Origin of the sequence: Neolewinella sp. (assembly GCF_965214665.1) — a bacterium.
Taxonomy (GTDB): domain Bacteria; phylum Bacteroidota; class Bacteroidia; order Chitinophagales; family Saprospiraceae; genus Neolewinella.
Window position 1 is genome coordinate 900589 of record NZ_OZ243970.1, and the last position, 23003, is coordinate 923591.

The 23003-nt window shown below is 60.1% G+C and carries 17 protein-coding genes and 1 tRNA gene; 7 read left to right on the plus strand and 11 right to left on the minus strand.

Annotated elements, in window-relative coordinates; genetic code table 11:
• Positions 1–109: 109 nt before the first annotated feature.
• Together ACOOHD_RS04120 and ACOOHD_RS04125 are read right to left on the minus strand one after the other, a co-directional pair.
• On the minus strand, positions 110–1180 hold the full coding sequence (locus ACOOHD_RS04120) for a PorP/SprF family type IX secretion system membrane protein (protein WP_420460301.1): 1071 nt from the start codon (positions 1178–1180) through the stop codon (positions 110–112).
• 1 nt (position 1181) lies between these two features.
• Positions 1182–5864 carry a proprotein convertase P-domain-containing protein gene (locus ACOOHD_RS04125; RefSeq protein WP_420460302.1) on the minus strand — a complete coding sequence of 1561 codons (4683 nt, stop codon included), beginning with the start codon at positions 5862–5864 and terminating at the stop codon, positions 1182–1184.
• Positions 5865–5918: 54 nt separating this feature from the next.
• On the opposite strand from ACOOHD_RS04125, the gene ACOOHD_RS04130 reads away from it, so the two are divergent.
• Positions 5919–6794, plus strand: a complete 876-nt coding sequence (locus ACOOHD_RS04130) for a bifunctional 5,10-methylenetetrahydrofolate dehydrogenase/5,10-methenyltetrahydrofolate cyclohydrolase (RefSeq protein WP_420460303.1) — start codon at positions 5919–5921, stop codon at positions 6792–6794.
• A gap of 1 nt (position 6795) precedes the next feature.
• Here the strand turns inward: ACOOHD_RS04130 and trxB are convergent, their stop codons facing one another.
• Both trxB and ACOOHD_RS04140 read right to left on the minus strand, forming a co-directional pair.
• Entirely contained in the window at positions 6796–7734 is a 939-nt protein-coding gene (trxB, locus tag ACOOHD_RS04135; RefSeq protein WP_420460304.1) for a thioredoxin-disulfide reductase, read from the minus strand.
• Between the two features lie 76 nt (positions 7735–7810).
• On the minus strand, positions 7811–8506 hold the full coding sequence (locus ACOOHD_RS04140) for a pseudouridine synthase (RefSeq protein ID WP_420460305.1): 696 nt from the start codon (positions 8504–8506) through the stop codon (positions 7811–7813).
• Positions 8507–8565: 59 nt separating this feature from the next.
• Between ACOOHD_RS04140 and ACOOHD_RS04145 the strand changes: the two genes are divergently transcribed.
• The 3 genes from ACOOHD_RS04145 to ACOOHD_RS04155 all read left to right on the plus strand — a co-directional run bounded on the left by ACOOHD_RS04145 (position 8566) and on the right by ACOOHD_RS04155 (position 9894).
• Positions 8566–9051, plus strand: coding sequence for a hypothetical protein (locus ACOOHD_RS04145; protein ID WP_420460306.1), 486 nt, complete (start codon positions 8566–8568; stop codon positions 9049–9051).
• Between the two features lie 116 nt (positions 9052–9167).
• Positions 9168–9551, plus strand: a complete 384-nt coding sequence (locus ACOOHD_RS04150) for a single-stranded DNA-binding protein (RefSeq protein WP_420460307.1) — start codon at positions 9168–9170, stop codon at positions 9549–9551.
• Positions 9544–9894, plus strand: coding sequence for a single-stranded DNA-binding protein (locus tag ACOOHD_RS04155; protein ID WP_420460308.1), 351 nt, complete (start codon positions 9544–9546; stop codon positions 9892–9894). The genes ACOOHD_RS04150 and ACOOHD_RS04155 overlap by 8 nt, the downstream gene beginning before the upstream one ends.
• On the opposite strand, the gene ccsA is transcribed toward ACOOHD_RS04155, so the two are convergent.
• Both ccsA and ACOOHD_RS04165 read right to left on the minus strand, forming a co-directional pair.
• Positions 9854–12727: a cytochrome c biogenesis protein CcsA gene (gene ccsA / locus ACOOHD_RS04160; protein ID WP_420460309.1), complete on the minus strand. Its 2874-nt coding sequence runs from the start codon at positions 12725–12727 to the stop codon at positions 9854–9856. The two genes, ACOOHD_RS04155 and ccsA, sit on opposite strands and share 41 nt — an antisense overlap.
• A 6-nt stretch (positions 12728–12733) precedes the next feature.
• The gene (locus ACOOHD_RS04165) at positions 12734–13132 is read right to left on the minus strand and encodes a cytochrome c maturation protein CcmE (RefSeq protein WP_420460310.1); all 399 of its coding nucleotides are present in this window, start codon (positions 13130–13132) and stop codon (positions 12734–12736) included.
• Positions 13133–13300: 168 nt separating this feature from the next.
• Here ACOOHD_RS04165 and ACOOHD_RS04170 point away from each other — a divergent pair, with 168 nt between their 5' ends.
• Complete coding sequence (locus ACOOHD_RS04170) at positions 13301–13996, plus strand: L-type lectin-domain containing protein (protein WP_420460311.1); 696 nt, start codon at positions 13301–13303, stop codon at positions 13994–13996.
• Here the strand turns inward: ACOOHD_RS04170 and ACOOHD_RS04175 are convergent.
• On the minus strand, positions 13993–14592 hold the full coding sequence (locus tag ACOOHD_RS04175) for a Uma2 family endonuclease (RefSeq protein WP_420460312.1): 600 nt from the start codon (positions 14590–14592) through the stop codon (positions 13993–13995). The genes ACOOHD_RS04170 and ACOOHD_RS04175 overlap by 4 nt on opposite strands.
• 52 nt (positions 14593–14644) lie before the next feature.
• Positions 14645–17479 carry a carbamoyl-phosphate synthase large subunit gene (carB, locus tag ACOOHD_RS04180; protein WP_420460313.1) on the minus strand — a complete coding sequence of 945 codons (2835 nt, stop codon included), beginning with the start codon at positions 17477–17479 and terminating at the stop codon, positions 14645–14647.
• Between the two features lie 77 nt (positions 17480–17556).
• Here carB and ACOOHD_RS04185 point away from each other — a divergent pair.
• A tRNA-Ser gene (locus ACOOHD_RS04185) sits at positions 17557–17641 on the plus strand.
• Positions 17642–17654: 13 nt separating this feature from the next.
• Here the strand turns inward: ACOOHD_RS04185 and ACOOHD_RS04190 are convergent.
• Both ACOOHD_RS04190 and ACOOHD_RS04195 read right to left on the minus strand, forming a co-directional pair.
• Positions 17655–19178 carry a hypothetical protein gene (locus ACOOHD_RS04190; RefSeq protein WP_420460314.1) on the minus strand — a complete coding sequence of 508 codons (1524 nt, stop codon included), beginning with the start codon at positions 19176–19178 and terminating at the stop codon, positions 17655–17657.
• A 303-nt stretch (positions 19179–19481) separates the two neighbouring features.
• Entirely contained in the window at positions 19482–20330 is an 849-nt protein-coding gene (locus ACOOHD_RS04195) for a lysophospholipase (protein WP_420460315.1), read from the minus strand.
• Between the two features lie 136 nt (positions 20331–20466).
• On the opposite strand from ACOOHD_RS04195, the gene fmt reads away from it, so the two are divergent.
• The gene (gene fmt / locus ACOOHD_RS04200; RefSeq protein ID WP_420460316.1) at positions 20467–21384 is read left to right on the plus strand and encodes a methionyl-tRNA formyltransferase; all 918 of its coding nucleotides are present in this window, start codon (positions 20467–20469) and stop codon (positions 21382–21384) included.
• Here the strand turns inward: fmt and bshC are convergent.
• The gene (gene bshC / locus ACOOHD_RS04205) at positions 21381–22970 is read right to left on the minus strand and encodes a bacillithiol biosynthesis cysteine-adding enzyme BshC (protein ID WP_420460317.1); all 1590 of its coding nucleotides are present in this window, start codon (positions 22968–22970) and stop codon (positions 21381–21383) included. The two genes, fmt and bshC, sit on opposite strands and share 4 nt — an antisense overlap.
• Positions 22971–23003: the final 33 nt, after the last annotated feature.

A 23003-nucleotide genomic window follows, 5' to 3' on the forward strand; every position in this document is an offset into this window, starting at 1 on the left:
GTAGTGATCGTTCAGTCCATTAGATAAATTCAATAGATAAATCTGTTGAAAATTATAATATAAAATTGGAAGGATATATGGTGAGGATATTCCAAATAATGTATGTACACTAGAAGGTTGGACACTTTACCCGCTGCTTGCGTTGGCTCTCCTTTGCGTACACCATGCTTAGCTCAAAACCACCCCGGCTGGCCGTAGTCTGCCGTAATGCACCTACCATCAAATCGTAGCTTAGGCCTAGCTGAAACGCATCGTACTCCAACCCTACGAGCACCACCATAGCCCCAAGACCCATTCGTTCTTCCCGCCCCCTGGTCAGCTGTAGGTAGGAACCAAAGCGCAACGCCACCTCCCGCCACTGCCGCTCCGAGTACCGCAGCTGTCCGCCCACCAGTGCACTCACGCTCGGCCCCTGGACCATCACTCGTGCGGCCGGCAGGACGCTCATGTAACCCTTCCCGAGCGGTAGCTCCCCCCCGCCGTGTACCACGTAACGCCGTAACAGCAGGTCCTCCTCACCGGGTAGGGGCGATACATTGGCACCGTTCAGGTGGTATACCGCGCCACCTACGTACACGCCCCGCCGGTCGCCCAGACCCGCAAAGTAGGCCACTCCGGCATTCACGTCGAGGTACAACTGGCTGCCCTGTCCCCCGAACGGCTCCCCGCTCGGCAGCCTGCGATCAAGGTAGGCTGCCCGGGTCACCGGGTCCACGAAGTACTGATCGGAAAACCACAGTTTGGTCAGATCGAACCCCCGCTGACCCACCCCCAACTGGGCCCCGCCGCTGATAAAGTGACCGGGCGCTATCTGCTGCTGGTAGCTACCGGATGCTAGGCCCTGGCTACGTACAAAATCGCTGCTACCGGCCCGGTCGTGTTGCACTTGCGCGGCGAGACCCACGAAGTTTTGCCGTCCGAGGGGTCGACGTACCTCTCCCGCTGCCGCCACGCTGCGAAAGCCTTCGGTATCGTCGAGCGTCATAAAGTGGGTCTGGTAGTTCAGGGTCACCCGCAGGCCGGCGTTCATCACCCCGGTCAGGGCAGGATTACTCAGCAGCTGCGTAGCGTGCAACTGGCTGAATCGGGCATCCTGGGCGCGTGCGCAGGTGCATAGCAGTAGGCACGAGACTAGGACGAGGAGGTAGCGGGGGGGGTAGGCTGGACTTACGGTGCGCATACTAGCGGATTAGGGTGGTTTGTCCGCTCAGCGTCTCCCGACTATTGTCGGGGTAGATCACGGTGAGTTTGTAGATGTACACCCCGGCATTCATGGCTTTATCGCCGGGACCGCGCCCGTCCCAGCCGCGGTTCGGGTCGTTGACCGGCCAGTCACCCGCCGCATCCCGGTAAACCTGTCCGCCCCAGCGGTCGAATACCTGGAGCTCCTCCACCCGCGTACCCGGCCGGCCGTGTACCAGTAGCCGATCGTTGCGCCCATCGCCATTTGGGGAAAAGCCGGTCGGTACGGCCACCTCCCGGATCTTTTCCACGCGTACGGTGATCGCATCCCGCGCGGTACACCCCAGGGTATCCATCACGTTCACGGTGTACTGTACTAGGTAGGGGGGCAGGGCTACGGGAGCCGGGCAGATCAGACAGCTTAGCGTACCGGGATCGCTTTCCTCCCAGAGGTAGTCTACCGGACCGGTCGCTCCCGTAATGATGGGGTTGAGACGTACGCTATCACCGAAGGATATGTCAAGGTCTTCTCCAAGGTCCACCTGCAGTTTAGGTCCGTTCTCGACCAGAACGCTGGTAGTGGCCGTGCAAGCCGCCGCATCCCGGACCGTTACGCGGTACTCGCCTTCATTCACCCCGGTGAAGGAGGGGGTAGGTCCGAACTGGGCCCCGTCTAGAGCGTACTGGTAGGGCGGCTGCCCCCCGGAGGCCTCCAGGTCGATGCGTCCGCTGGCCTCACCCCCGCAGGTGCCGGCCTGCATGGTAGCGGAGAGCGTGACCTCACCGGGGCTATCCAGCTCCAAGGTTGCGGACTCCCGACAGCCGTTTGCATCCGTGAGTTCGAGTGCGTAGGTACCAGGCCCTAGGCTGTCTAGATTGGAGGCGGTCGCTCCGGTCGACCAGTCGAAGCGGTAGGGCAAAGTGCCTCCGGAAACGATGGTGCGAATGCTGCCGTCGCGCGCCGCGAAGCAGCTGATGTCACGTTTTCGGGTCTCGAGGATCAGCAGCTCGGGCGTACCTACCCTAAGGCTGGTATCTAGCCTGCAAGCTTCCCCCTGACGAATGGTTAGTTCGTACTTGCCCGCGAGTAGCTCGGTGACCGTAGGACCGGTAGCAAAATCGGTGTTTTCGCCCCATTCCAGATCATAGGGGCCGGGCAGCGGGCCGGTAACGTCACCAATGCTGATGGACCCGGTCCGCGTACCAAAACAGCTCACCGGGGTGATAGCCGCCGTAAACGACACCGCTGCTGGTGCACGGTACACGAAGGTATCTACACCGGTACAGCCACCGGTGGTGGTGACCGTTACGGAATAGGTGGCCCCGTCCACCAGGTCGGTCACGCGGGCCGTCGTATCCCCGGTCGACCAGCGGTAGCGCGCGTAGCTCCGTTCGAGCTGGAGGTAGCGGGGTACGGTGGCATCGCAAAGATTGGAGGTGGCAAAACTGATGGTAGGTTGAACCGGGTCGCGCTCGCTGAGGGTAAAACTGAGGTCTTGCCGGCAGCCGTTTTCGTCGGTTACCGTGACACCGTTCGGCCCCGCTGCCAAATTACTGGCCCGTGCGGTTGTTTCTGCGCTACTCCAGGTGTAGCTCACCGGCTGTGGGCCACTGGCGAAGACCGCCGCCTGCCCGTTAGCTTGTCCGGCGCAGGGAGGCAGGGTGTCCACGATGACGACGACGAATCGCTCGTCGGGCTCCGTCACGGTAGCCGTAGTATCGAAGGTGCAGCCCGCCGCATCCGTGATGGTGAGTCCGTACCGTCCTGCAGCCAGGTCCCTTAGTTCGGAACCGGTACCGCCGGTCGACCAGCGGAAGGCGTACGGGGCGGTCCCCCCGCTGCCGGTTGCCGAGAGAGCCCCGGAGGCGCCGTCGCGGCAGGGCGTTGGGGTCTGGGTGAGCGTAGCGGTCAGCGGTAGGGGTTGGGTGACCGTGATGGCGGTATCGGCGCTACAGCCACTGGCGTCCGTCACGGTGAGGGAGTACGTTCCCGCCGGGATTGCACCTGCGGCCCCGCCCGCACCGATGGACGGATCGCTCCAGCTATAGGTGTAGGGTGGCGTACCGCCGCGGGTGCTGGTCGTGATGCTGGCGTTAGACTCCCCGAAGCACCTTGCCGGCCTGTTCTCCAGGACGTTCACGACGATCGGATCGGGGAGGGGTACGGTGTAGCGGAAGGAGTCCTGGCATCCGTTGGGGGCCGTGACCGTAAGGGTGTAGGTGCCCGGGGAAAGACTCCGAATGTCGCGCTGCATGGCCCCGTTGCTCCACCGGTAACTACTGATGTCGGCGTCGGACCGGTCCGGCGTGAGGATGATGCTGCCGTCGTCCTGTCCCGCGCAGCCAGCGAAAATGTCGGCCGTGTAGTCGATCGTGATATCCTTGACCGTGACGTTGATGCTGGCCGTGCCGTTGCAGCCGTCGGCGGTGGTGGTGCTGAGGGTGTACGTCCGGTCCTGGGTGGGCGTGATGGTGGGTGCGGCGCAGTCCGTGCAACTCAGCTCGGGGCCGGCCGGTGACCAGCGGTAGGTGATAGCCGGCTGGCGTACGAGATCGAGGGACCAACTCATCAGCGTACCACGGTTGCCGGAGCTGGTATCACTGACCTCCAGGATCCAGTCTCCGTTGACGGCTTCCCCGCGCAGGGCCGTCCAGGGGGGGCTTCCATCGGGAACCAGGCAGTTACTGAAGCTGCGGCCACTCACCTGACCGGGGCTCACGAGGGGTAGTCGACTACCGACGGGAGAAACCAGGGTGAGGGCCAGACCGGTGAGCGAACCGTTGCTCTGATAATCAAGGCACACGGCGGTTAGGGTGACGGAGGGCTCGTTAAAGATCGTGGGCACCTGGTCGGTGACTGTAAGTCTGGAGCGGAAGGGTTCAGCGGGGGTAGCGTTGAGCAAACTGATGCCCTGGTTGGTGCTGGCCCGCCAGCGGACCGTGTCGATCGCGCTTTCGATACCGGGGTCCAGTTGGGCTACGAAGCTGCTGCCACGGCAGATGCTGGTATCAACCGGTGGGCTGGTGACCGGGGGGGGGCAGCTGAAGCAATCCGCTGCGTAGGGGGAACGGACGGTGACGGGAATCAGGGTATCGTAGTTACACCCGAAGCTATCGGTGCTGGTCAGGATCTGGTTGACGAAGCCGGGGGAAGTGCCGGTGAAGGTGATGCGGTCGGCGGCGTAGGAACTTAGTTGCCCATTATCGCGGAACCGGCTTGCGGTGATTGGAACGGTGAACGCTTCGTTGGGGGGCAAAAGCTTTTCCTGAAATTCGATGGACCAGTTGAAGACGGTGCCGCCATTGCCGCTAATCAAGTCCAGTACGTGCAGCTCCCAGTCGCCGTTCAGCACGCAACCGCTGAAGTTGCTAAAGGTGCCGGCGGCGGGTCGGTAGCGTATCTCCTCCGGCATTCGTTGACCGTTGGGAATCGAGCGGGCTACCTCGTCGATGGTCGGCCCCCCGGAGCTGATCCAGCAGTAGGTGCCGGGGGTGCCGGGATCGGGGGAGTTGGGCTCGGTACTTGGATCGCCAAAGAATTCTCCCCGTGCCCCCTGTTCTAACGGATCGCGTACCATCAGATCTACCCGGCTACCGTCCGGACACGTTACCCACATGGATAGATCGCCAACGTAGTCGTGCTCAATATCGACGCAGATCTGCACGATGCCATCTCCGGAGCCTAGCCGTTCCCCTTCCGCAAACTGTCGGATCGGTAGGCGGGAGATTAGCGTATCGTTTGCTGTCTCCGGGATTACCACCCGCTCCGCCCGGGGCTCGGGGGTGCCAAAATTAAATGTGCGGGCAGAGGCGCGGTAGGTCACGGCTGCATCGTCCGTACCGTCGAGGCCGAGTGCGATGGTCTCATCCGCACACACCACTAATTCCTGCTGCCTACTCGGTGTGACAATCGGCGGTCCCGACACCCGTACGCGCTGCGTGATGGTGTTACGGCTCCTACACCCCCGTTGGTCGGTAAGAACGACTTCGGGGAGGTAGCCTCCCGCTTCGGTATAGCGGTGCGTAACGGTGCGGCCGCGGCGCTCGGTACCATCCTGGAAAGTCCAGGTAAACGTAGTGGTGGCATCGCTCTGGGGGTAGACGATGCCCGCTTCCGGATACACCCCCCGGGCGGTGAGGGTGACCGGATCGCCAAGGCAGAGGTCGATGGCCCCGTCCGCGTCAGAGGAGGGCGCCGGGGTGCTGCTTACTAACTCGGCCGTAATGGGTTGGCAGGCCGCTACACAGCGGATACCCGCTTCCCAACCCGCCCTATTTCCCGTGCTCTCGAACTCGACCGTCAGGCAGCCGGAGGCGTTGGCCGCCGTTGCCACGACCGTGATGCGCTCCGAGTTGTTGGCCCCGGTGATACGGCGGAGGATCGGGGCGGTCGCTGACCGGCCGTTGCGCACCGTCAGGGTACCGCTGAGGTCAATGACGTCGAAGGAAAGCTCCAGGTGTGAGTTTTCGGCCGATGCGCCGTCCGAGCAAATCGTGATGGACTGCCGACTGCCCGCCGCCGCGTGGGGTCCGTCTACTCCGCCGCTGTCCACAAAGCGACCGCTACACACCTGGACCTCCGGCTGCTGAGTACCGATACGCACGACTTCCTGCCCCGTGACGAGGTAGGTAAGCAGGCAACACAGCACGGTGAGTAGAGGTCGGGGGTAGGGGTGCAGCATAGGCGAGGGGTAAGCTAGGACCGGCGCTATCTTTGGCGCAAAACGTAGAACCGAATGCAAGTATTGGACGGTAAGGCCCTGGCGCAGGCAATTAAGGAGGAACTCAAGGAAGAGGTCGACGCCATCCGTCAGGCTGCCGGTAAGATACCACACCTGGCCGCCGTGCTGATCGGAGAAAACCCCGCCAGTCAGGTCTACGTCCGCAATAAGGTGAGCAGTTGCGAGGAGGTCGGCTTCCGCAGTAGCCTCATCCGCCGCCCGGAGTCCATCACCCAGTCTGAATTGCTAGCTATCGTAACCGAGCTCAATGAGGACCCCGACGTCGACGGCTTCATCGTCCAGTTGCCCCTTCCAAAGCACATCGATGAGGACGCGGTGAACCTAGCCATCGACCCCCGCAAGGACGTCGATGGCTTCACCCCCGTTAACATCGGCCGCATGACCCTGGGCCTCGATGCCTACCTCCCCGCCACCCCTAATGGCATCATGGTAATGCTGGAGCGCTACGGCATCGAGACCAGTGGAAAAGAGGTGGTGGTGCTGGGGCGCTCGAATATCGTCGGTACGCCCATGACCGTTCTGCTGAGCCGCAAAAGCTCCCCCGGCAACGCCACCGTCACCCTCTGCCACAGCCGTACCCGGGATTTGAAATCCCACACCCTGCGGGCCGACATAATCGTAGCCGCCATCGGTATTCCGGAAATGGTCACCGCGGACATGGTCAAGGAGGGTGCAGTAATTATCGACGTAGGCATCAACCGGGTCGATGATGCCAGCCGTAACCGGGGCTATCGCCTGGCGGGCGATGCGGATTACGCCGGACTCAAGCACAAGGTAAGTGCCATGACCCCCGTACCCGGCGGGGTAGGTCCGATGACCGTCGTCAGTCTGCTGATGAATACCCTACAGGCCAGTAAGCGAAGGGGGTAGGCTAGATGACGCCCTTTTCCCCTAAGTAGCGCTCCGCGTCCAGGGCGGCCATACACCCCGTGCCGGCTGCGGTGATCGCCTGCCGGTATACGTGATCGGCCGCGTCCCCACTCACGAACACCCCCTCCACGTTGGTGTGGGTAGAGTTGGGCTCGTGCTTCAGGTAGCCGCTCTCTTCCATCTCCAGCACCCCTTCGAACAGTTTGGTGTTGGGGATGTGGCCGATGGCCACGAAGAAACCGGCAATGGGAAGCTCGGTCACCTCATCGGTCTGATTGTTGCGGACCCGTACCCCGGTCACCTCAGTATCGCCCAGGATCTCCTCGGTCTCGGTATTCCAGTGCACCCGGATGTTTTGCTGCTTCATCACCCGCTGCTGCATGATGGCCGAGGCGCGCATCTCGTCGCGGCGCACCAGCATGTGCACTGTGGGGCAGAGATTGCTCAGGTATAGGGCCTCCTCACAGGCACTATCGCCGGCGCCCACAATGGCCACGTCCTTACCCCGGTAGAAAAAGCCGTCACATACCGCACAGGCACTCACCCCCTTGTTGGCCAGTCGCTGCTCGCTTTCGATCCCCAGCCAGCGCGCGCTAGCTCCTGTGGAAATGATTACGCTATGCGCCGGTATTTCCTCGCCGCTCTCGGTGAAAATACGCTTGACGTCTCCGGAAAAGTCCACCCGATCCACCAGCTCGTACTTGATGTCGGTCCCGAAGCGCTCGGCCTGCTGCCGCAGGTCTTCCATCATCTGGGGGCCCATGATACCCTCCGGATAGCCCGGAAAGTTCTCCACGTCGGTGGTGATCATGAGCTGTCCGCCCGGCTCGCGACCGGTATACAGAACGGGGCTGAGGTTAGCGCGGGCGGCGTAGATAGCGGCGGTATAACCCGCGGGTCCGGATCCAATAATGACGGTTTTCAGGGGCTCTTTTCCCATGGGGGGGTCGTTTCGGGCTGCAAAAGTAGGTTAATTACCTAACACCTCTTCGGGGGCTCAGTTGCATCCTAGAGCGTCACCCGGGCGGGGCCGCAGGTGCAACCGGTGGGTCGATCAGCCGGTACTGCCCTACCGGAAGCTCCCCGAGTTCGATGTGCATGATGCGGACCCGTTTGAGGGTAAGCACCGAATACCCAAAAAAGGCACACATGCGGCGGATCTGTCGGTTGAGCCCCTGGGTAAGGATAATGCGAAACGCCCGCTGGCCAAGGCGTTCTACGGCGCAGGGGGCGGTGCGGGTGTTTAGGATGGGCACACCGGCAGCCATGCCGCGCAGGAAAGCTGGCGTGACCGGCCGGTCTACCGTGACGATGTATTCCTTTTCGTGCTCGTTCTCCGCCCGTAGGATCTCGTTAACTACGTCGCCATCGTTGGTCAGCAGGATCAAGCCCGTCGAGGCTTTGTCCAACCGACCGATGGGAAAGATGCGCTGCGGGTACTTGAGGTAGTCGATGATGTTGTCCGGGTCCTTAGGATCGGTAGTACTAGTGACCCCGGGGGGTTTGTGGAAGGCTAGGTACACCGGGGCGGGGCGGCCGCCGACGGGCTTGCCGTCGAGCAGCACCGCGTCACCCACTTCCACGCGGTTGCCCCTACGGGCAACCGTGCCGTTGATGGTGATCCGCCCGGCCTCGATCCAACCATCGGCCTCCCGGCGCGAGCAGATACCGGTGCTGGAAAGGTATTTGTTGAGGGAGATAGAGTCTGACATCGGGGGGCAAACTACGCAGTCTGTAGCACCTATCTTTGCGGCCGCAATCCTACCCATTTATGAGCAGTCCCCTCGATCAACTCGCCTCCGAAAGTCGCATCTGGATCTACGGCGCCGAACGCGCCCTTACCGCCCAGGAGACTAGGCTCGTCCGCAGCCGCGCTCAGGAGTTCGTGAGCCAGTGGGTGAGCCACCAACAGTCGCTAACCTCCGCGGCCGACGTACTGCATAACCGCTTTCTGGTCCTGGCCGTCGACGAGACCCAGGCCGAAGCCAGCGGTTGCTCCATCGACGGGAGCGTACATTTCGTCAAGGAGCTCGGTGCGGAGCTCGGCGTAGACTTCTTTAACCGGATGCGCTTTAGCTACCGCGACGAGCGCGGCACCATCCATACCGTCGGCCGCGAAGAATTTAAACTTCTCTACGCCCAGGGGCAACTCACCAACGAGAGTATTGTCTTCGATCCCCTGGTGAAGGAGCTCGGGGAACTGCGTCAGATCTTCGAGCGCCCCCTGGAGGACAGCTGGCACAGCCGCATGGTCTAGCCAGGGTAAGCGTACGTAAACGTATTCATTCGATTATAAACGCAAGTATATGAATACTTGACGATTAGATGTCGTGCTGGGACCGAGGTTTGTGGCATCACCAACTCTTCCTTCCCATGGTTTTACATAACTACATCCAGCTTATCGGACGCGTCGGGCACGATCCCGAACTGGTCACACTCTCCGATGGCACGCCCCGGGCTAGCCTGCGTTTGTACCAAGATGCTGCCGGTGGCCGGGACAGTGGTCAGGACACCCAGGTGCACAGCCTAGTGGGCTGGCACGGCCTAGCAACGCAGCTGCACCGGCGCGCTAGGCGGGGCGATACGCTGCTCGTGCACGGAAAACTAGTAAACCGCAAGCTTACCGTCAACGGCACCGTACTGGTCAAGGCCGAAATACACCTCTCGGAATTTCGCCTGCTGTCTTCCCGTTCCATCACCCGTTCCGTCGGCATTGCCGCCGAGCCCGTTCATCCCTTTACCGTCAACCATGAATAGTCTAACCCTCATCGGGGAGGTGGCCTCCGATCCCGTCTACTTCTGTACTGAGAAGGCGCAGGACCTCACCCGCATCCAGATCCGTACCACGGACGACCGCGGGCAGACCACCCTGCACCACTGTCAGGCCTGGGGACCCCTGGCCCTCGATCTGCACCGCCACCTGCGTAAGGGGGAGTGGTTCATGGTCAGGGGACCGCTCAAGTACCGTCCGCTCCGAGTTGGTAACCGCCAGGTGCAGCTACCGTACGTCCACATCGCGGCGCATACCTACCTCGGCAGGGTCACCGGAGTGCGCCCCCCTACCGATCGATCGCAGCTACGGGTAGCCGCCGCGTCCTGATACGGTACACCATACTGATGAGCAGGCCTACCATCATCGCGATGGTACCGAACCAAAACAGGTTGATGCCGGGAAACTCGATGGCCTGTAGGGTGATGTAATCGGTACGGTAACTACGCGGTGCGACTGCCAGGGGTATGGAAAGGCGGGTACTAGGGTCGCGCTGTGCGATACGGAGGGTAGCTTCGTTCGTATTTGGGTTGATACTCACCAGGTGGGCGTAAAGACCTAGGCTGGTGATCTCGTCCCTTACCCCGCTCGGTTGCTTTCCCCGAATCAAGAATACGGGTTGCATGGACTGGCCGTCGGGGGTAGTCAGCAGCGCGCTAACCCAAATGTCTTCGTCCTGCGGCTGGAAGTGCTCTACCTGCGGCTGGGAAACGAAGCGCTCGAAGGTTAGCGTCTGGTCACCGACCGTAATCGTACTGCCCGGCTCTACGGTGTACTCCTGGTAATTCAGGTCGCTGTCGCGCACGAGCAGTTGCTCAAAGACCGACTCGTCGATCTTCACTCGCAGCGACATATCATTGAGCTGGGCGGGGTAATGGTAGAGTAGTCCGTCGCGTAGGATCAGCGCTACCGTGGCCGTCGTGTCGTGTGCGGCAATGCCGCCGGTGCGTTCTGCGTGAACTACTGCGCTCAGGCCGATGTCACCCGGCTCCGGGGTATACTCGGGGTGGGTAGGCAAGCGGGAAAAATCGGTCAGCTCAATGCCATAGGTATAGATGACGGAACTGTTGCGCTGGGGGATGGGCACCGTGTCGCGGAAGGTCGTGCGCTCCCCTACGTTCAGCGGCAGGACGCGGTACTGGAGGCTATCCTCGGTTTCCTGGCGGATCTTTACGCTCTGCTCTTCGGGCGGTAAACCCATAATTACGGTAAAAATGTCCTTGTTCCAGTAGTGCTTCGTGCTGGGATTGGTGATGGCGATATTCTCAAAACCCTTGTCGTAGAGTACGTTTGGTGCCAGTTGGAACTCTTCCACAGGTTTGCCGGATTTATCCAGCCGCTTATAGTCCATAAGGTACCGACGGTTCAGCCCCTCGATCGTATCACCGGTAAAGTTGACCACGTAGTCTTCCATGCCGAGCGGCACGTTCTGGTACAGGCGTACGGTGCTCCGGGCAAGCTGCTCGTCCTCCGTGAGCCCCTCCATGAGAAACTGATTCTGGGAAATTATGCGCTTATTACCTGCACTGGCCATAATGCCAATGAGCATAAACCCAAAGCCTACGTGACTGATCACACTACCCGCTACCCGGGTATCCTTTCGCACGAAGAAGAGCAAGTAATCAAGGTTGGTCCAGATCGCGAACCAACCGGCAAACACGAGTAATTTATAGGCGATACTGGGTGCCTGGATCCAGAGCAGCGTGAGAAAGGTGAGCAGACCGGTGCCCGCGATGGCAATACCGGTACGAAGAGCAAACTTGCCGAAGTAATTACCGAAGTTGCGCTCCCGCCAGCGCAGGTACTGCGCCACTCCACTCATCAACCCAATGAAGATGCCGATCCAGATCTGGAAGCGGTTGTGATGAGCTTCCGGCTCGGTGAGGGTGAGGCCGTCGAAGGCCGGATTGATCCACTCCCGGATCTCGTTGTAGACCGGCAGACTCGTTGCGCCCAAAATCAGCACCACCGACATGAAGAGGGTCAGGCTACCGATGAACATCCAGAACTCCCGACTCGTGGTGGCCTCCTCGCGCTCCGGCACGGGAATGCTGCCCCACCGCCAGATCATCAGCCCCAAACTTAGAAAAAAGTAAAACGCAAGGAAGAATAATAATTGAGCCTCCAGTCCCATCTCGGTGAAGGCATGTACGCTGGTGTCGCCGAGTACGCCGGAGCGGGTCAGGAAGGTGCTGTAGACGATCAGCACGAAGGTGAATAAGTAGAAGAGGTAGGTGGCGCGGATGCCCTGTCCGGTGGCCCGGCTGATCAGATTAGTATGGATACCCGCTACCAGCATCAGCCAGGGCACCAGACTGGTGTTTTCCACCGGGTCCCAGGCCCAGTAGCCCCCGAAGTTGAGCGCCTCGTAGGCCCAGGCCGCCCCCATCAGGATGCCAATACCCAGAATGCCGGCACTAAACAGGCTCCACCGCAGTGCCGGATCGAGCCACTCCCGGTGCCGACCGGTCCAGAGGCCGGCCACCGCGTAGGCGAAGGGAACCACGGTGCTGGCGAAGCCTAGAAAGAGGGTGGGGGGGTGGATGGTCATCCAGTAGTTCTGCAGGCTGGGGTTGAGTCCGTTGCCGCGTAGTAACTCGACGTAGTCGGCCTGCTGGAAGATGGGCGCGTTGACCGTTTCGCGCAGTAGCAGCATGGGATTCGAACCTAGTTTGATCAGTGCATCGCCGAAACCGAAGTGTACCCCGAGTAACATAGAGACGATCACCACCTGTACTGAGCAGAGCACCGCCATGACGGGCTTTTCCCAGCTGCGGGCCACCACCATGAGGACGTAGCCCAGCATAACGTGCCAGAACATCCACAGTAGGAAACTACCCTCCTGCCCCTCCCAGAAGGCCGAAAAGATATACCGCTGTTGTAGCTCCCCGTCGACGTGGGCCGTCACGTACTGGTACTCGTAGTACTGGTTGAGCATCGCGTAAAAGATGCAGCCGATGACGGTGAATACGGCCGCGCCGTGGGCCAGAAAGCTCAATTGGCCAAGCCGCTGCCAGCTCCGACTCCGCAGTACTTCCCCCCGGGTTTGGGTAGCCATGATGTAGCTTCCCATACTGAGGATAGCGGCGAAAAAGGCCAGCACCACGGCGAAGTGCCCGATGTAGCGGGGACCGAGGTGCTCGTTCAGATACTGTATATCCATGTAGGCTTAGCTCTCCGTCAGGTTCTTAATCATGGCCTCCTCGTCCTTGTACTTGCTGGGGCACTTAAGCTGGATGTCGCTAGCGATGAAGCGATCGTCCCGCATGCGGCCGGTTAGTACAATGCTCTCGCTCATCTCGAAATCCTGGGGTTTGCCCATCAGCAGTACGACCTCGCGCTCGGCCCCCGCCAAATCCTCCAGGTAGAAACTGAAGTAGTTGGGATCCGTCAGCGGATCGTACACCGTGGGTTTATCCTTGACGTAAGTACCCACGAGTTGCACCTTGTTACCGGTCTCGGCGGCCCGGGCGAAATCGGCGTACTCCGAGGTCGCATTACCGGTTTGCCAGAAGAGCACGACGGCTACGACAACCAGAAGAATGGCGAGGAGGTAGGACTTTTTCATGCGGCAAGAGATGAGGGGTGACAAGAAGTACACTAAGAACACGAAGGTAGCCCGGTCGTTGCGCGGCCAGGTCAATCCACCGTCAAACTCCCCAGGTCGCTGTCCGCTGATAGACAACTATTTACAACTAATCCCTATTTTACAACAAATCCCTCCGGGGCACCCCCTATGCACCGCTGCTCCCTCGTCGCCGTTCTCGTTGCCGTTGCCACGCTGCTGGCACCCGCGCTCCCCGCCCAGAATAGCGTGGAGGAGTTTAAGCTCGGTGGGGTCGCACGTATTTTGAATGAGGAGTGTATCCGCCTTACGCCCGCGGAAGCCTACGTCTCCGGCTCGGCCTGGTTCCAGAATCCGTTGGACCTGGAGTACCCCTTCGAGCTCACCGTCGATCTGGTGCTGGGGGAAAACGACGAGCTGGGAGCCGACGGTATCGTGTTTGTGTTCCACCCTACCATGCAGACCGGCTACCGGGGTGAGGGAATGGGGTTTGCCGGACTCTACCCCTCGCTGGGGATCGAGTTCGATACCTACCAGAATTTCCATTTGGGTGATCCGGCAGCGGACCACGTGGCCATTATGGCCCACGGACAGTTGCACCACGCCCGCTCGCTGGCCAGCCCGGTAGATGTTGGGAACCTAGAAAATGGCGCTAAACGTCCCCTTACCGTCAGCTGGAATCCAGGTAACCAGACCCTGAAGGTGACCCTCGACGGAGCGCTGCGGGCCAGTTATACGGGAGATATTATCAACGAGATTTTCGGTGGCAACAGTAAAGTCTACTGGGGAGCCACGGCGGCTACCGGGCGCAAGATGAATTACCAGGACGTGTGCATCCGTAAGCTGGTGTATGCGCTATTGGACTAGTCCCGTCTCAAAATTTTTATTCTTGGTAAAAATTCAACTGTATCAATCTCGCCGAGTAGGTTGTGCTGAAACCGCTCTCCTTCACGGTAAATAAGTTGATCGAGGTAGCTTGAGACACCATCCGGCTGCGTATAAACTTCGAACTGCCGGTCGACTAAGTTGATGATCCAGTATTCTGGTATAGACGACGCGGCATACAGACGGAGTTTATAGTTCCGGTCTTTGTCCAGGGTGGAGTCACTCACCTCGATCAATAAATGAATGTCTTCAGGCTGTGGATGACCGGCAGTGTAGCGGTCCACATCATAGCGAGCGATGATATAGTCAGGTTCCGGTTCAGATAAGGGTACTATTGTAATGGGGTCCTGAGACTTTAGCGTGTATTTGCCAAGAAATCTGGCGGAGAAGATTTCACTTAATCCTAGCACGCAGGCTGCGTGTAGTCTTCCCACCGGGCTCATAGGTACAATCTTTCCATCTAGTAGCTCAACCTTGTCGTCAGCACTTAGCACCCCTGCCTGAATCATTGCGTGGTACCGGTGCACGGAGAAATCCATACTCTCATAGACAATACTCGACCGATCTATTTTTGTCATTCTCGCAAGTTACGCAATCGCTTAAGAGTACAATTTGAGTTGCCGGGTGCGGCTACCGCGTCAGGTACATGCTCCGATTACGGTCCAACTCCCGGAAGAAGGGGTCGGTCATGTCCTTGACGAAGCGGATGGCCTCGCCGGTAGACTTCATCTCGGGGCCGAGCTGCTTATCGACGTTGGGGAACTTGTTGAAGCTGAAGACCGGCACCTTGATGGCGTAGCCGCTGGGCTGGGGGTTGATGTCGAAGTCCGACAGCTTGTGGGTGCCCAGCATCACCTTGGTGGCGATGTTGAGGTAGGGCACGCGGTAGGCCTTGGCGATAAAGGGGGTGGTGCGGGAGGCCCGGGGGTTGGCCTCGATGACGTAGACGATCTCCTCGCCCGTTTCTTTATCCGTCTTGATGGCAAACTGAACGTTCAACAGCCCCTTGATCTTTAGGGCGAAAGCAAGCTTTTCGGCGTACTCGCGCATCTTATTGACCGCATCTACGCTCAGCGAGTAGGTCGGCAGCACTGCTGAGGAATCACCGGAGTGAATGCCCGCCGGCTCGATGTGCTCCATGATGCCCATGATGTGGACTTCCTCGCCGTCGCAGATGGCGTCGATCTCGGCCTCCTTGGCGCGGTCGAGGAAGTGATCTACGAGCACCTCGTCGTCCGGTGCCTTCTTGAAGATCGAGAGCACGTGACGTTCCAGCTCAGCGTCGTTAATGACGATGCGCATGTCCTGGCCGCCGAGTACGTAGCTGGGCCGTACCAGCACGGGGTACTTTACCCGGTGAGCGACGTCAAGGGCCTGGTCGGCATCCTTGGCGGTGCCGAAATTGGGGTAGGGGATGCCGAGCTCCTTGAGTAGCTGGGAAAATCGCCCGCGGTCCTCGGCCAGGTCCAGGGATTCAAAGCTAGAGCCCATTAGTTGAACGCCGCGGTTGCTGAGCTCCTCGGCTAGCTTGAGGGCAGTCTGGCCGCCGAGCTGTACGATAATGCCCTCCGGCTTCTCCAACTCGATGATCTCCCAGAGGTGCTCCCAAAAGACGGGCTCGAAGTAGAGCTTATCGGCGGTATCGAAGTCGGTGGACACCGTCTCCGGGTTACAGTTCACCATGATCGACTCAAAACCGGCTTCCTGCACCGCTTTAAGTCCGTGTACGCAACAGTAATCGAATTCAATACCTTGTCCGATCCGATTAGGACCTGATCCGAGCACAATGATTTTTCGGTTGTCGGAAACCACGCTTTCGTTTTCCCCGTCGAAGGTGGAATAAAAATAGGGCGTCTTAGACTCGAACTCCGCCGCGCAGGTGTCGACCATTTTGTACACCCGCCGGATGCCGAGTTCGTAGCGGCGCTTAGTGACCGTCTCCTCATCCACCCGTAGCAGATAGGCGATCTGGGCGTCGGAGTAGCCCACTTCCTTGAGCTGGCGGAAGAAGGGCGCCGGCAGATCGTCGGGCACGTTGTACTTCAGTACCTGGGCGTCCAGGTCCACCAGCCGCTTGATCTGGTTGATGAACCAGGGGTCGATCTTGGTGAGCTTCTGGATGGTCTTGCGGGGTACGCCGAGGCGCAGGGCATCCTTGAGGCGGAAGATGCGGTCCTCACTCGCATTTTCGAGCCGGTGCAGGATGTCGTCGGTCTTGATCCACTCCTTGATGTCGGAGCCGAGCCCGGCCCGTCCGTTTTCCAGCGACTGGCAGGCCTTCTGTAGCGCTTCCAGGAAATTGCGACCGATGCCCATCACCTCGCCCACCGATTTCATCTGCAGCCCCAGCTTATGGTCCGCCCCGGGAAACTTATTGAAGTTCCACCGCGGAATTTTTACGATCACGTAGTCCAGCGTGGGCTCAAAGAAGGCCGAGGTGGTCTTGGTAATCTGGTTCTTGAGCTCGTCGAGGCAGTAGCCCAGGGCCAGCTTGGCGGCGATTTTAGCGATGGGATAGCCGGTTGCCTTGGAGGCCAGGGCGGAGGAGCGGCTTACGCGGGGGTTGATCTCGATGACGATTAGCTCCTCCGTCTCCGGATTCTGACTGAACTGGATGTTGCAGCCCCCGGCAAAATTGCCCATCGAGCGCATGGCCAGGATCGCCTGATCGCGCATATCCTGGTAGGCGGTGTCGCTGAGCGTCATGGCCGGGGCCACCGTGATCGAGTCGCCGGTATGGATACCCATGGGATCGAAGTTCTCTACGGCACAGATAATCACCACATTATCCGCCGCGTCCCGCAGCAGCTCCAATTCGAACTCTTTCCAACCCAGTACGGCCTGGTCGATCAGCACCTCGTGGGTCGGACTGGCGTCCAGTCCCCTGCGAAGCATCTCCGGAAACTCCTCTTCATCAAAACAAAACCCCCCGCCAAATCCTCCCAGCGTGTAGCTCGGCCGGATCACCAGCGGAAAGCCGATCTCCTGGGCTGCCTCCATGCCCTCCAGGAAGGAGTTAGCAATCATGGCCGGTGCACACTTCAGGCCGATGTGTTCCATGTGCTTGCGGAAAAGCTCCCGGTTTTCGGCCAGCTCGATGGCCTCCAGGTCTACCCCGATCAGGCGGCAGTTGTACTTATCCCACAGGCCTACCTCGCCGCATTCGATGGCCAGGTTCAGCGCCGATTGTCCGCCCATGGTAGGCAGTACCGCATCGGGCTTGATCTCCTTTAGGATTTGCTCTACGCTATCCGTGGTCAGCGGCAGTAAGAACACGTGGTCAGCCGTCATCGGATCGGTCATGATCGTGGCCGGGTTCGGATTGAGGATGGTGACCGTAATCCCTTCCTCCCGCAGACTCCTGCTGGCTTGCGTCCCGGAGTAATCGAATTCACAGGCCTGGCCGATAATGATCGGGCCGGACCCGATGATGAGTACGGAAGAAATGGAAGTATCCTTGGGCATGGGGGAGTGGTTTGGGTAAACTGGCGCGAAGGTAGTAGATAGTAATTATCTTTGCCGCCGCTTACCGTACCACCGCAGGAGGAATGGCAGAGTGGTTTAATGCACCGGTCTTGAAAACCGACGTGTCGCAAGGCACCGGGGGTTCGAATCCCTCTTCCTCCGCTCTTTCAACAGCTTAGGCCTTTTGCCGCCGCAGTTTAATGCGCTTGTAGCCAAGCTCCTCCACGAGCAGCTTCCACAGCAGGTCGTAGGGAATGAGCTCCATGTAGTACTCTAGTTTGGACTCCTCCAGGGGGTAGCGGGCAATGGCGCGAATGTACTTTCCGGTGTGGCGTTCGACGGCGGCGCGGTGGAAGCCCTGCTCGGAGAGTTGGGCGAGTGCCCGGAGGAAGTAGCGGATCCGCTCGTAGCCCTTACCCCTTAGGTACCGCTGGACGTACTTGCCCACCGCCTCGATTGACAGGGCGGACTGCAGGTGGCGGCGCTGTACGATATCGTCTACTAGTTGGATGATGAGCAGGTGGACGTTGCGGTGGCCCTTCTCCTGGGGGGCATGTTCGAAGGAGTTGAGGCACCGCTTGATGCGAAAGCGACAGAAGGTGGTGTCACCGATGGCTGGTTTAACTTGACCCATCTTCACGAGCAAGAAGAGGTACGCCTCGATAATACGGAAGGTCTCACGGTAATAACTGGCCATATTTGATTCCAGCGCTTCCTTGTCAATGCTGTGGTAGATCTCGTAGGCTCGTTGAAACTTACCGGCGCGCAGCGCCAGGATGAGCATGAGCTCGTAAACCTTAAAGTAGTTATGCTCCCCGATGTTGGTCTTACTTAGCATGCGCTGGGCGAAGATGATCCCGTTGCGGTAGTCATTGAGCTGGGCGTAGGCTACGGCGAGGTTGGCCTCGAAGACCTGGTACATCGTGGGTAGTGACTGCGGGCGGGCTTCCAGGTACTGTAGCGCCGCAGTGGATACCCGGATTACCTCCGCGTACTCATCCTCCACTAGGTACAGGTTCACCTCCAGCAGGAAAACCAAATAGGAGATCATCGTTATGTTGTAGTCCGCCACGCAGTGCGTGTGACGGGCAAGGGACTCCTCAGCGAGTTTCCGTATTTCCTGGGTGGGAGCCTGGGCGTTACGCAGGTAGAAGACGTCATTGATGGCCGTCACAATGTCCTGGTAATCCCGTACTACGCGGCGATAATAGGTAGAGCGCTCGCGGTAGTACTGGTACTTCTCCGCGTCGTAGTACCGGTTGGTGTACTGTCGGCGTAGCATCACGGCACACAGATAGGCCGCCTCCACAAACTCGAACTCTTCCGCCCGGCGGTAGGCATCCTCCAGATAGGGTAGGAGCACGCCACTGCCAACGCGCTTGCGCAGTTGTTTGCCTACCGCGATTACCTTCCAGACGTAGCTAAACTCCCGATCGCGCCGGTGGGCCTCTAGACCGGGATGCTCCAGGGAGGTAACGGCATCCAGGAGTTTAACCTTTAGGCGGTCCTTAAGCTCCTCAAACTCAACCGATGCGCAATTCAGTCCAAAATGAGCCGCCGCGGTAGCCCCATCCACCGTGGGATGCTGTCGCAGCAGGTCCAGAAGTTTGAGGGCTTCGGCCTCAGCAGGTATATCGTCGTGGGTACACAGGGAAATAGTCGTGTCTACGAGCGCAGTGAGTTCGCTCAGGTCTCTCATCGTTCAGCAAAAGCCTACCTATTCGCACTAGCTTACAAATAGGTACAAAATCAAATAGGAGTAAAGTAGCTCCTCGAAGATGGGGTAAGTGTCGTTGGTACCAAGCTAGGGCATTCGACGGAATTGTGCCGCTCGCCGCAGCGCCGTAGCACTGATCGGGACTACTCCCCGAGCACAGTACATCCCTAAGCTGAGTATCTAAATCACGGTTGCTGCGGTCGCCGCGGATACCGTGTGCACGCCGTAAGCAGCTGCCGCCGTTTTACGCCACGATCCTCTCTGGACCGGTGCGGCTAGGAAATTTCACTTTGCCCTGGCATCCGTCGTGGTATCCAGCAAGTTTTCCATCCACGTCCAGATGTCACCGAGCACCTCCTCCCGCCCGGGCTCGTTGTGTAGCTCGTGGTAGAAACCGGGATAGCTACGCCAGTGTACGCCGGCCGGATTGCGCGTGGCGAAGGCCTCCGTAGCGTCGTGGGCCGTGATGCCATCGGCGCTGCCGTGCAGCAGTAGCGTCGGTACGGTCAGCCCACCGGCATAGTCCTGCAAAAACTTCGCCCGTTCGAGCAGGTCCAGGCCGACCTGGGCACTGAGGCGCTGGTGATTGAGCGGGTCGGCCGTGTACGCTCGTTGTACTTCCGGATCCCGACTCAGTCGGGTCAGGTCCAACTGATTGTCGAGCGTCTGGCTGGGCCGTACCCGCCGCAGTAGTTTACCGAGCCCTACGACCAGCGGGTTCGGCCTAAAGCCGGTAGCGATGTGGGGAGAGGTCACTACGGCGCCGGTGATGCGCGGTTTACGTTTGATCAGGTAGGTGAGCAGCAGCTGTCCGCCCATGCTCTGTCCGTACAAAAACACCGGCAGTTCCGAATACCGCCGCTGGCACTGCACGAGCAACTGCGCCACCCCGTCCAGGTAGTGGGTATAGCTGGCCGCGTGCCCCCGCTGCCCCTCGCTGCGACCGAAGCCCTGCCGGTCGTAGCCCACTGCTGCCACCCGGTGCGTGTGGAAGAAGGCCGCCAGGGCATCGTAGCGCCGGCAGTGTTCCCCCAGCCCGTGGATGATGCCCACCACCGCCCGCGGGTTGGGCGTATCCCAGTCTACGGCATAGATGCGGTGGCCCTGCTCGTTGGTCCAGTGGAATTCTTGCATAGTCGGTGTACTCGCGGTGAGGGGGCATAAAGTACGGCCAAAGTAGCGGCTGGGGCTATCTTCGCCGGTCGCCTCCCACGTAAGCTGCACCTGCGGCCCCGCCCGAATGACTGACCCTAAGCCTCGCATCGTTTTTATGGGGACTCCGGACTTTGCCGTGCCCTCCCTGCGCCGACTCATGCAGGAGGGCTACGCGGTGGTGGGGGTGGTGACGGCTACGGATAAACTTGGCGGGCGGGGAGGTAAGCAACTGTTAGAATCGCCGGTGAAAAAGGCGGCACAGAAACTGGGCATCCCCGTGCTGCAACCCAAAAGCCTGAAGGCCGCGGAGTTTGCCGAGGCGCTGGCAGCCCTGCGGGCCGATCTACAGATCGTCGTAGCCTTCCGGATGCTGCCCGAGGTGGTGTGGGCCATGCCCCGGCTGGGTACCTTCAATCTACACGGTTCATTGCTACCGAAGTACCGTGGCGCGGCCCCGATCAACTGGGCGGTGATGCGCGGGGAGCGCGAGACCGGCGCCACGACTTTTTTTATCCAGGAGGCCATCGATACCGGTGATATTTTGCTACAGCACCGCATGCCGATTGGCGAGAACGAAACGGCCGGCGACGTACACGATCGCATGATGCTGGAGGGTGCCGAACTGGTGCTGGCGACCGTGCGCCTTATCGAATCGGGCAACTACACGCTGCAACGGCAGGATGATAGCGCCGCCACGCCCGCCCCGAAACTGAGCCGCGAGATGTGCCGGATCGACTTCGACCGGCCGGTGCGGGAGGTACATAATTTCGTACGCGGACTAAGCCCCTGGCCCGCCGCCTACACCACCCTGAACAATACCCAGTTGAAGATCATCCGCTGTCGGGTCATGCTGGGTGAGCACGAGCTAGCAGCCGGTACAGTAGTGCTCACCGAAGATAAAACCAACCTCCGTATAGCCTGCCGCGGCGGCTACCTGGACGTGCTGGAACTGCAACTGGCCGGTCGCAAGCGGATGGGCACCGAAGATTTCCTGCGCGGGGTGGCCCTGCCGCCCGGTACTGTACTGGGCTAGGGTTGAATGACCACCAGCCCCTCCTGTAGCGGATCGAGCTGTTCGATCAAGCCCTCGAAGAGCTGCTCGCCCTCCTGCAAATAGACGTTAAGGAAGCTGTCGTACCGCTCCTGCAGACCACCCCCGGGGAAAAGCTTATCGCGTAGCGCGCGGATCTGATTCATGGCCGTTTCGAACCGCTGCTTTTCGGTACGCCGCAGGCGGCCCTCCAGATTCTCCACCGTTTTGGCCTGCCGCGCGTGCTCCCCCAGTACGGCTTTGGCCAGGGTGGGATCGATGCGCTCGGCCTTCTCGGCGATGCCCTTAAACAGAGTTTGGAGCGCGCCGAGCTCCTCGGCCAGACTCAGCTCGTGCTCCGACTGCTCGGCCACGTAGTCACGGATGATCAGGTCGGCATCACGAAAGAGCTTGCGGTAATCTAGCTCCAGCTTTGCCAGTTTCTGCTGGGTACCGCCGTCGATCCAGAGTACGGAGTTACGGCGCACGAGCATCGGGAAGTTAAGGCCGAAGGCGTCAAACTGTGCCCTGCGCTCCAGCCAGTAGGCCAACTCACCACCCCCGCCGACGTAGGCCAGGTTCGGAAAGATAAGCTCCTGGTACAGTGGCCGCATCACCACGTTGGGACTGAAGCGTTCCGGGTGCTCGTGTAGCTGCTGCCGGAGCTCCTCCTCCGTGAAGCAATGCTCCGTATCCAGTACCCGATACGCGCCCTCCTCGCGCACGATCCGGTCGCGCCGCCCCGGGCTGAGGTAGAACAGGTTGATCTCGCGGGCGTGGGCCTGACCGCTGTACCCCAGGGCCTCCAGCCGGCGCTGCGCCTCCTCGATCAGGGGCTGGCTCACCGAGTCGAACAGCTCGCGCTCCATGATGGGCACGAAGGCACGTTTGAAGGCCGGGCGGCTCATGTCGGCCACTACCAGTCCGTACTTGGCAAACAGCTCGTGCACCAGCGCCACCGACGCCGCCCCGTAGGTAGCGTGCTGGGTGTGGGTGCGCTCGATGATCTCATAGATCTCCGTGGCCGTCGGCCGGTCACCGAGTATGTCCTTCAACTGAGCCAGGGCCGGGGCGAGCGTATCGGTCGACATGGCCCCCACCGGTCCCCCCGCTTCGGTCTGCCACTCGATCCGGTTACCGTACACCTGGGTGTGGTTGACTTCGGCAAAGTCGTGGTCTTCCCCTCCGGTGATGAACACCGGTACAAAGGTGTAGTCAGCGTAGCGCTGCTGCAGCTGCCGCGCCAGATTGATGGTGGAGCAAATCTTGAGGATGTAGTAAAACGGTCCGGTAAAGAGAGCCGGCTGGTGGGCCGTAATGACCGTGAAAGTTTGCCGCGAACGCAGGTGCTGCAGGGCGGCTGGCGGGGCAACACCGGTGGAGAGCGCCGCGTACTGCCGCTCCAATTCATCCACTAGAAGGTCCCGGTCGGTCGGCTGGGCAGCACGGTCCCGCAGCACGTCAGCGAAGGCGTCCAGCGTGACGGGGTACTTATAGAAGGGGCGCAGGTCCTCCCAGCCGGTAGCGTAGGCAACGTCGCGCGCGGAAAACTGGGGTACTTCGGCGTAGGGAATGCGGGCTATTTTCATGGTGTAGGGTACGCGGGAAGGCAGCAAAGGTTT

Excerpts from the sequence above, each read along its gene's own strand:
- ACOOHD_RS04165 (WP_420460310.1), bottom strand. The coding sequence starts at position 13,132 with ATGAAAAAGTCCTACCTCCTCGCCATTCTTCTGGTTGTCGTAGCCGTC.
- ACOOHD_RS04130 (WP_420460303.1), top strand. The coding sequence starts at position 5,919 with ATGCAAGTATTGGACGGTAAGGCCCTGGCGCAGGCAATTAAGGAGGAA.
- ACOOHD_RS04195 (WP_420460315.1), bottom strand. The coding sequence starts at position 20,330 with ATGCAAGAATTCCACTGGACCAACGAGCAGGGCCACCGCATCTATGCC.
- fmt (WP_420460316.1), top strand. The coding sequence starts at position 20,467 with ATGGGGACTCCGGACTTTGCCGTGCCCTCCCTGCGCCGACTCATGCAG.
- ACOOHD_RS04170 (WP_420460311.1), top strand. The coding sequence starts at position 13,301 with ATGCACCGCTGCTCCCTCGTCGCCGTTCTCGTTGCCGTTGCCACGCTG.
- ACOOHD_RS04145 (WP_420460306.1), top strand. The coding sequence starts at position 8,566 with ATGAGCAGTCCCCTCGATCAACTCGCCTCCGAAAGTCGCATCTGGATC.
- carB (WP_420460313.1), bottom strand. The coding sequence starts at position 17,479 with ATGCCCAAGGATACTTCCATTTCTTCCGTACTCATCATCGGGTCCGGC.
- ACOOHD_RS04120 (WP_420460301.1), bottom strand. The coding sequence starts at position 1,180 with ATGCGCACCGTAAGTCCAGCCTACCCCCCCCGCTACCTCCTCGTCCTA.
- ACOOHD_RS04190 (WP_420460314.1), bottom strand. The coding sequence starts at position 19,178 with ATGAGAGACCTGAGCGAACTCACTGCGCTCGTAGACACGACTATTTCC.
- ACOOHD_RS04175 (WP_420460312.1), bottom strand. The coding sequence starts at position 14,592 with ATGACAAAAATAGATCGGTCGAGTATTGTCTATGAGAGTATGGATTTC.
- ACOOHD_RS04140 (WP_420460305.1), bottom strand. The coding sequence starts at position 8,506 with ATGTCAGACTCTATCTCCCTCAACAAATACCTTTCCAGCACCGGTATC.
- ACOOHD_RS04125 (WP_420460302.1), bottom strand. The coding sequence starts at position 5,864 with ATGCTGCACCCCTACCCCCGACCTCTACTCACCGTGCTGTGTTGCCTG.
- ccsA (WP_420460309.1), bottom strand. The coding sequence starts at position 12,727 with ATGGATATACAGTATCTGAACGAGCACCTCGGTCCCCGCTACATCGGG.
- ACOOHD_RS04155 (WP_420460308.1), top strand. The coding sequence starts at position 9,544 with ATGAATAGTCTAACCCTCATCGGGGAGGTGGCCTCCGATCCCGTCTAC.
- trxB (WP_420460304.1), bottom strand. The coding sequence starts at position 7,734 with ATGGGAAAAGAGCCCCTGAAAACCGTCATTATTGGATCCGGACCCGCG.
- ACOOHD_RS04150 (WP_420460307.1), top strand. The coding sequence starts at position 9,168 with ATGGTTTTACATAACTACATCCAGCTTATCGGACGCGTCGGGCACGAT.
- bshC (WP_420460317.1), bottom strand. The coding sequence starts at position 22,970 with ATGAAAATAGCCCGCATTCCCTACGCCGAAGTACCCCAGTTTTCCGCG.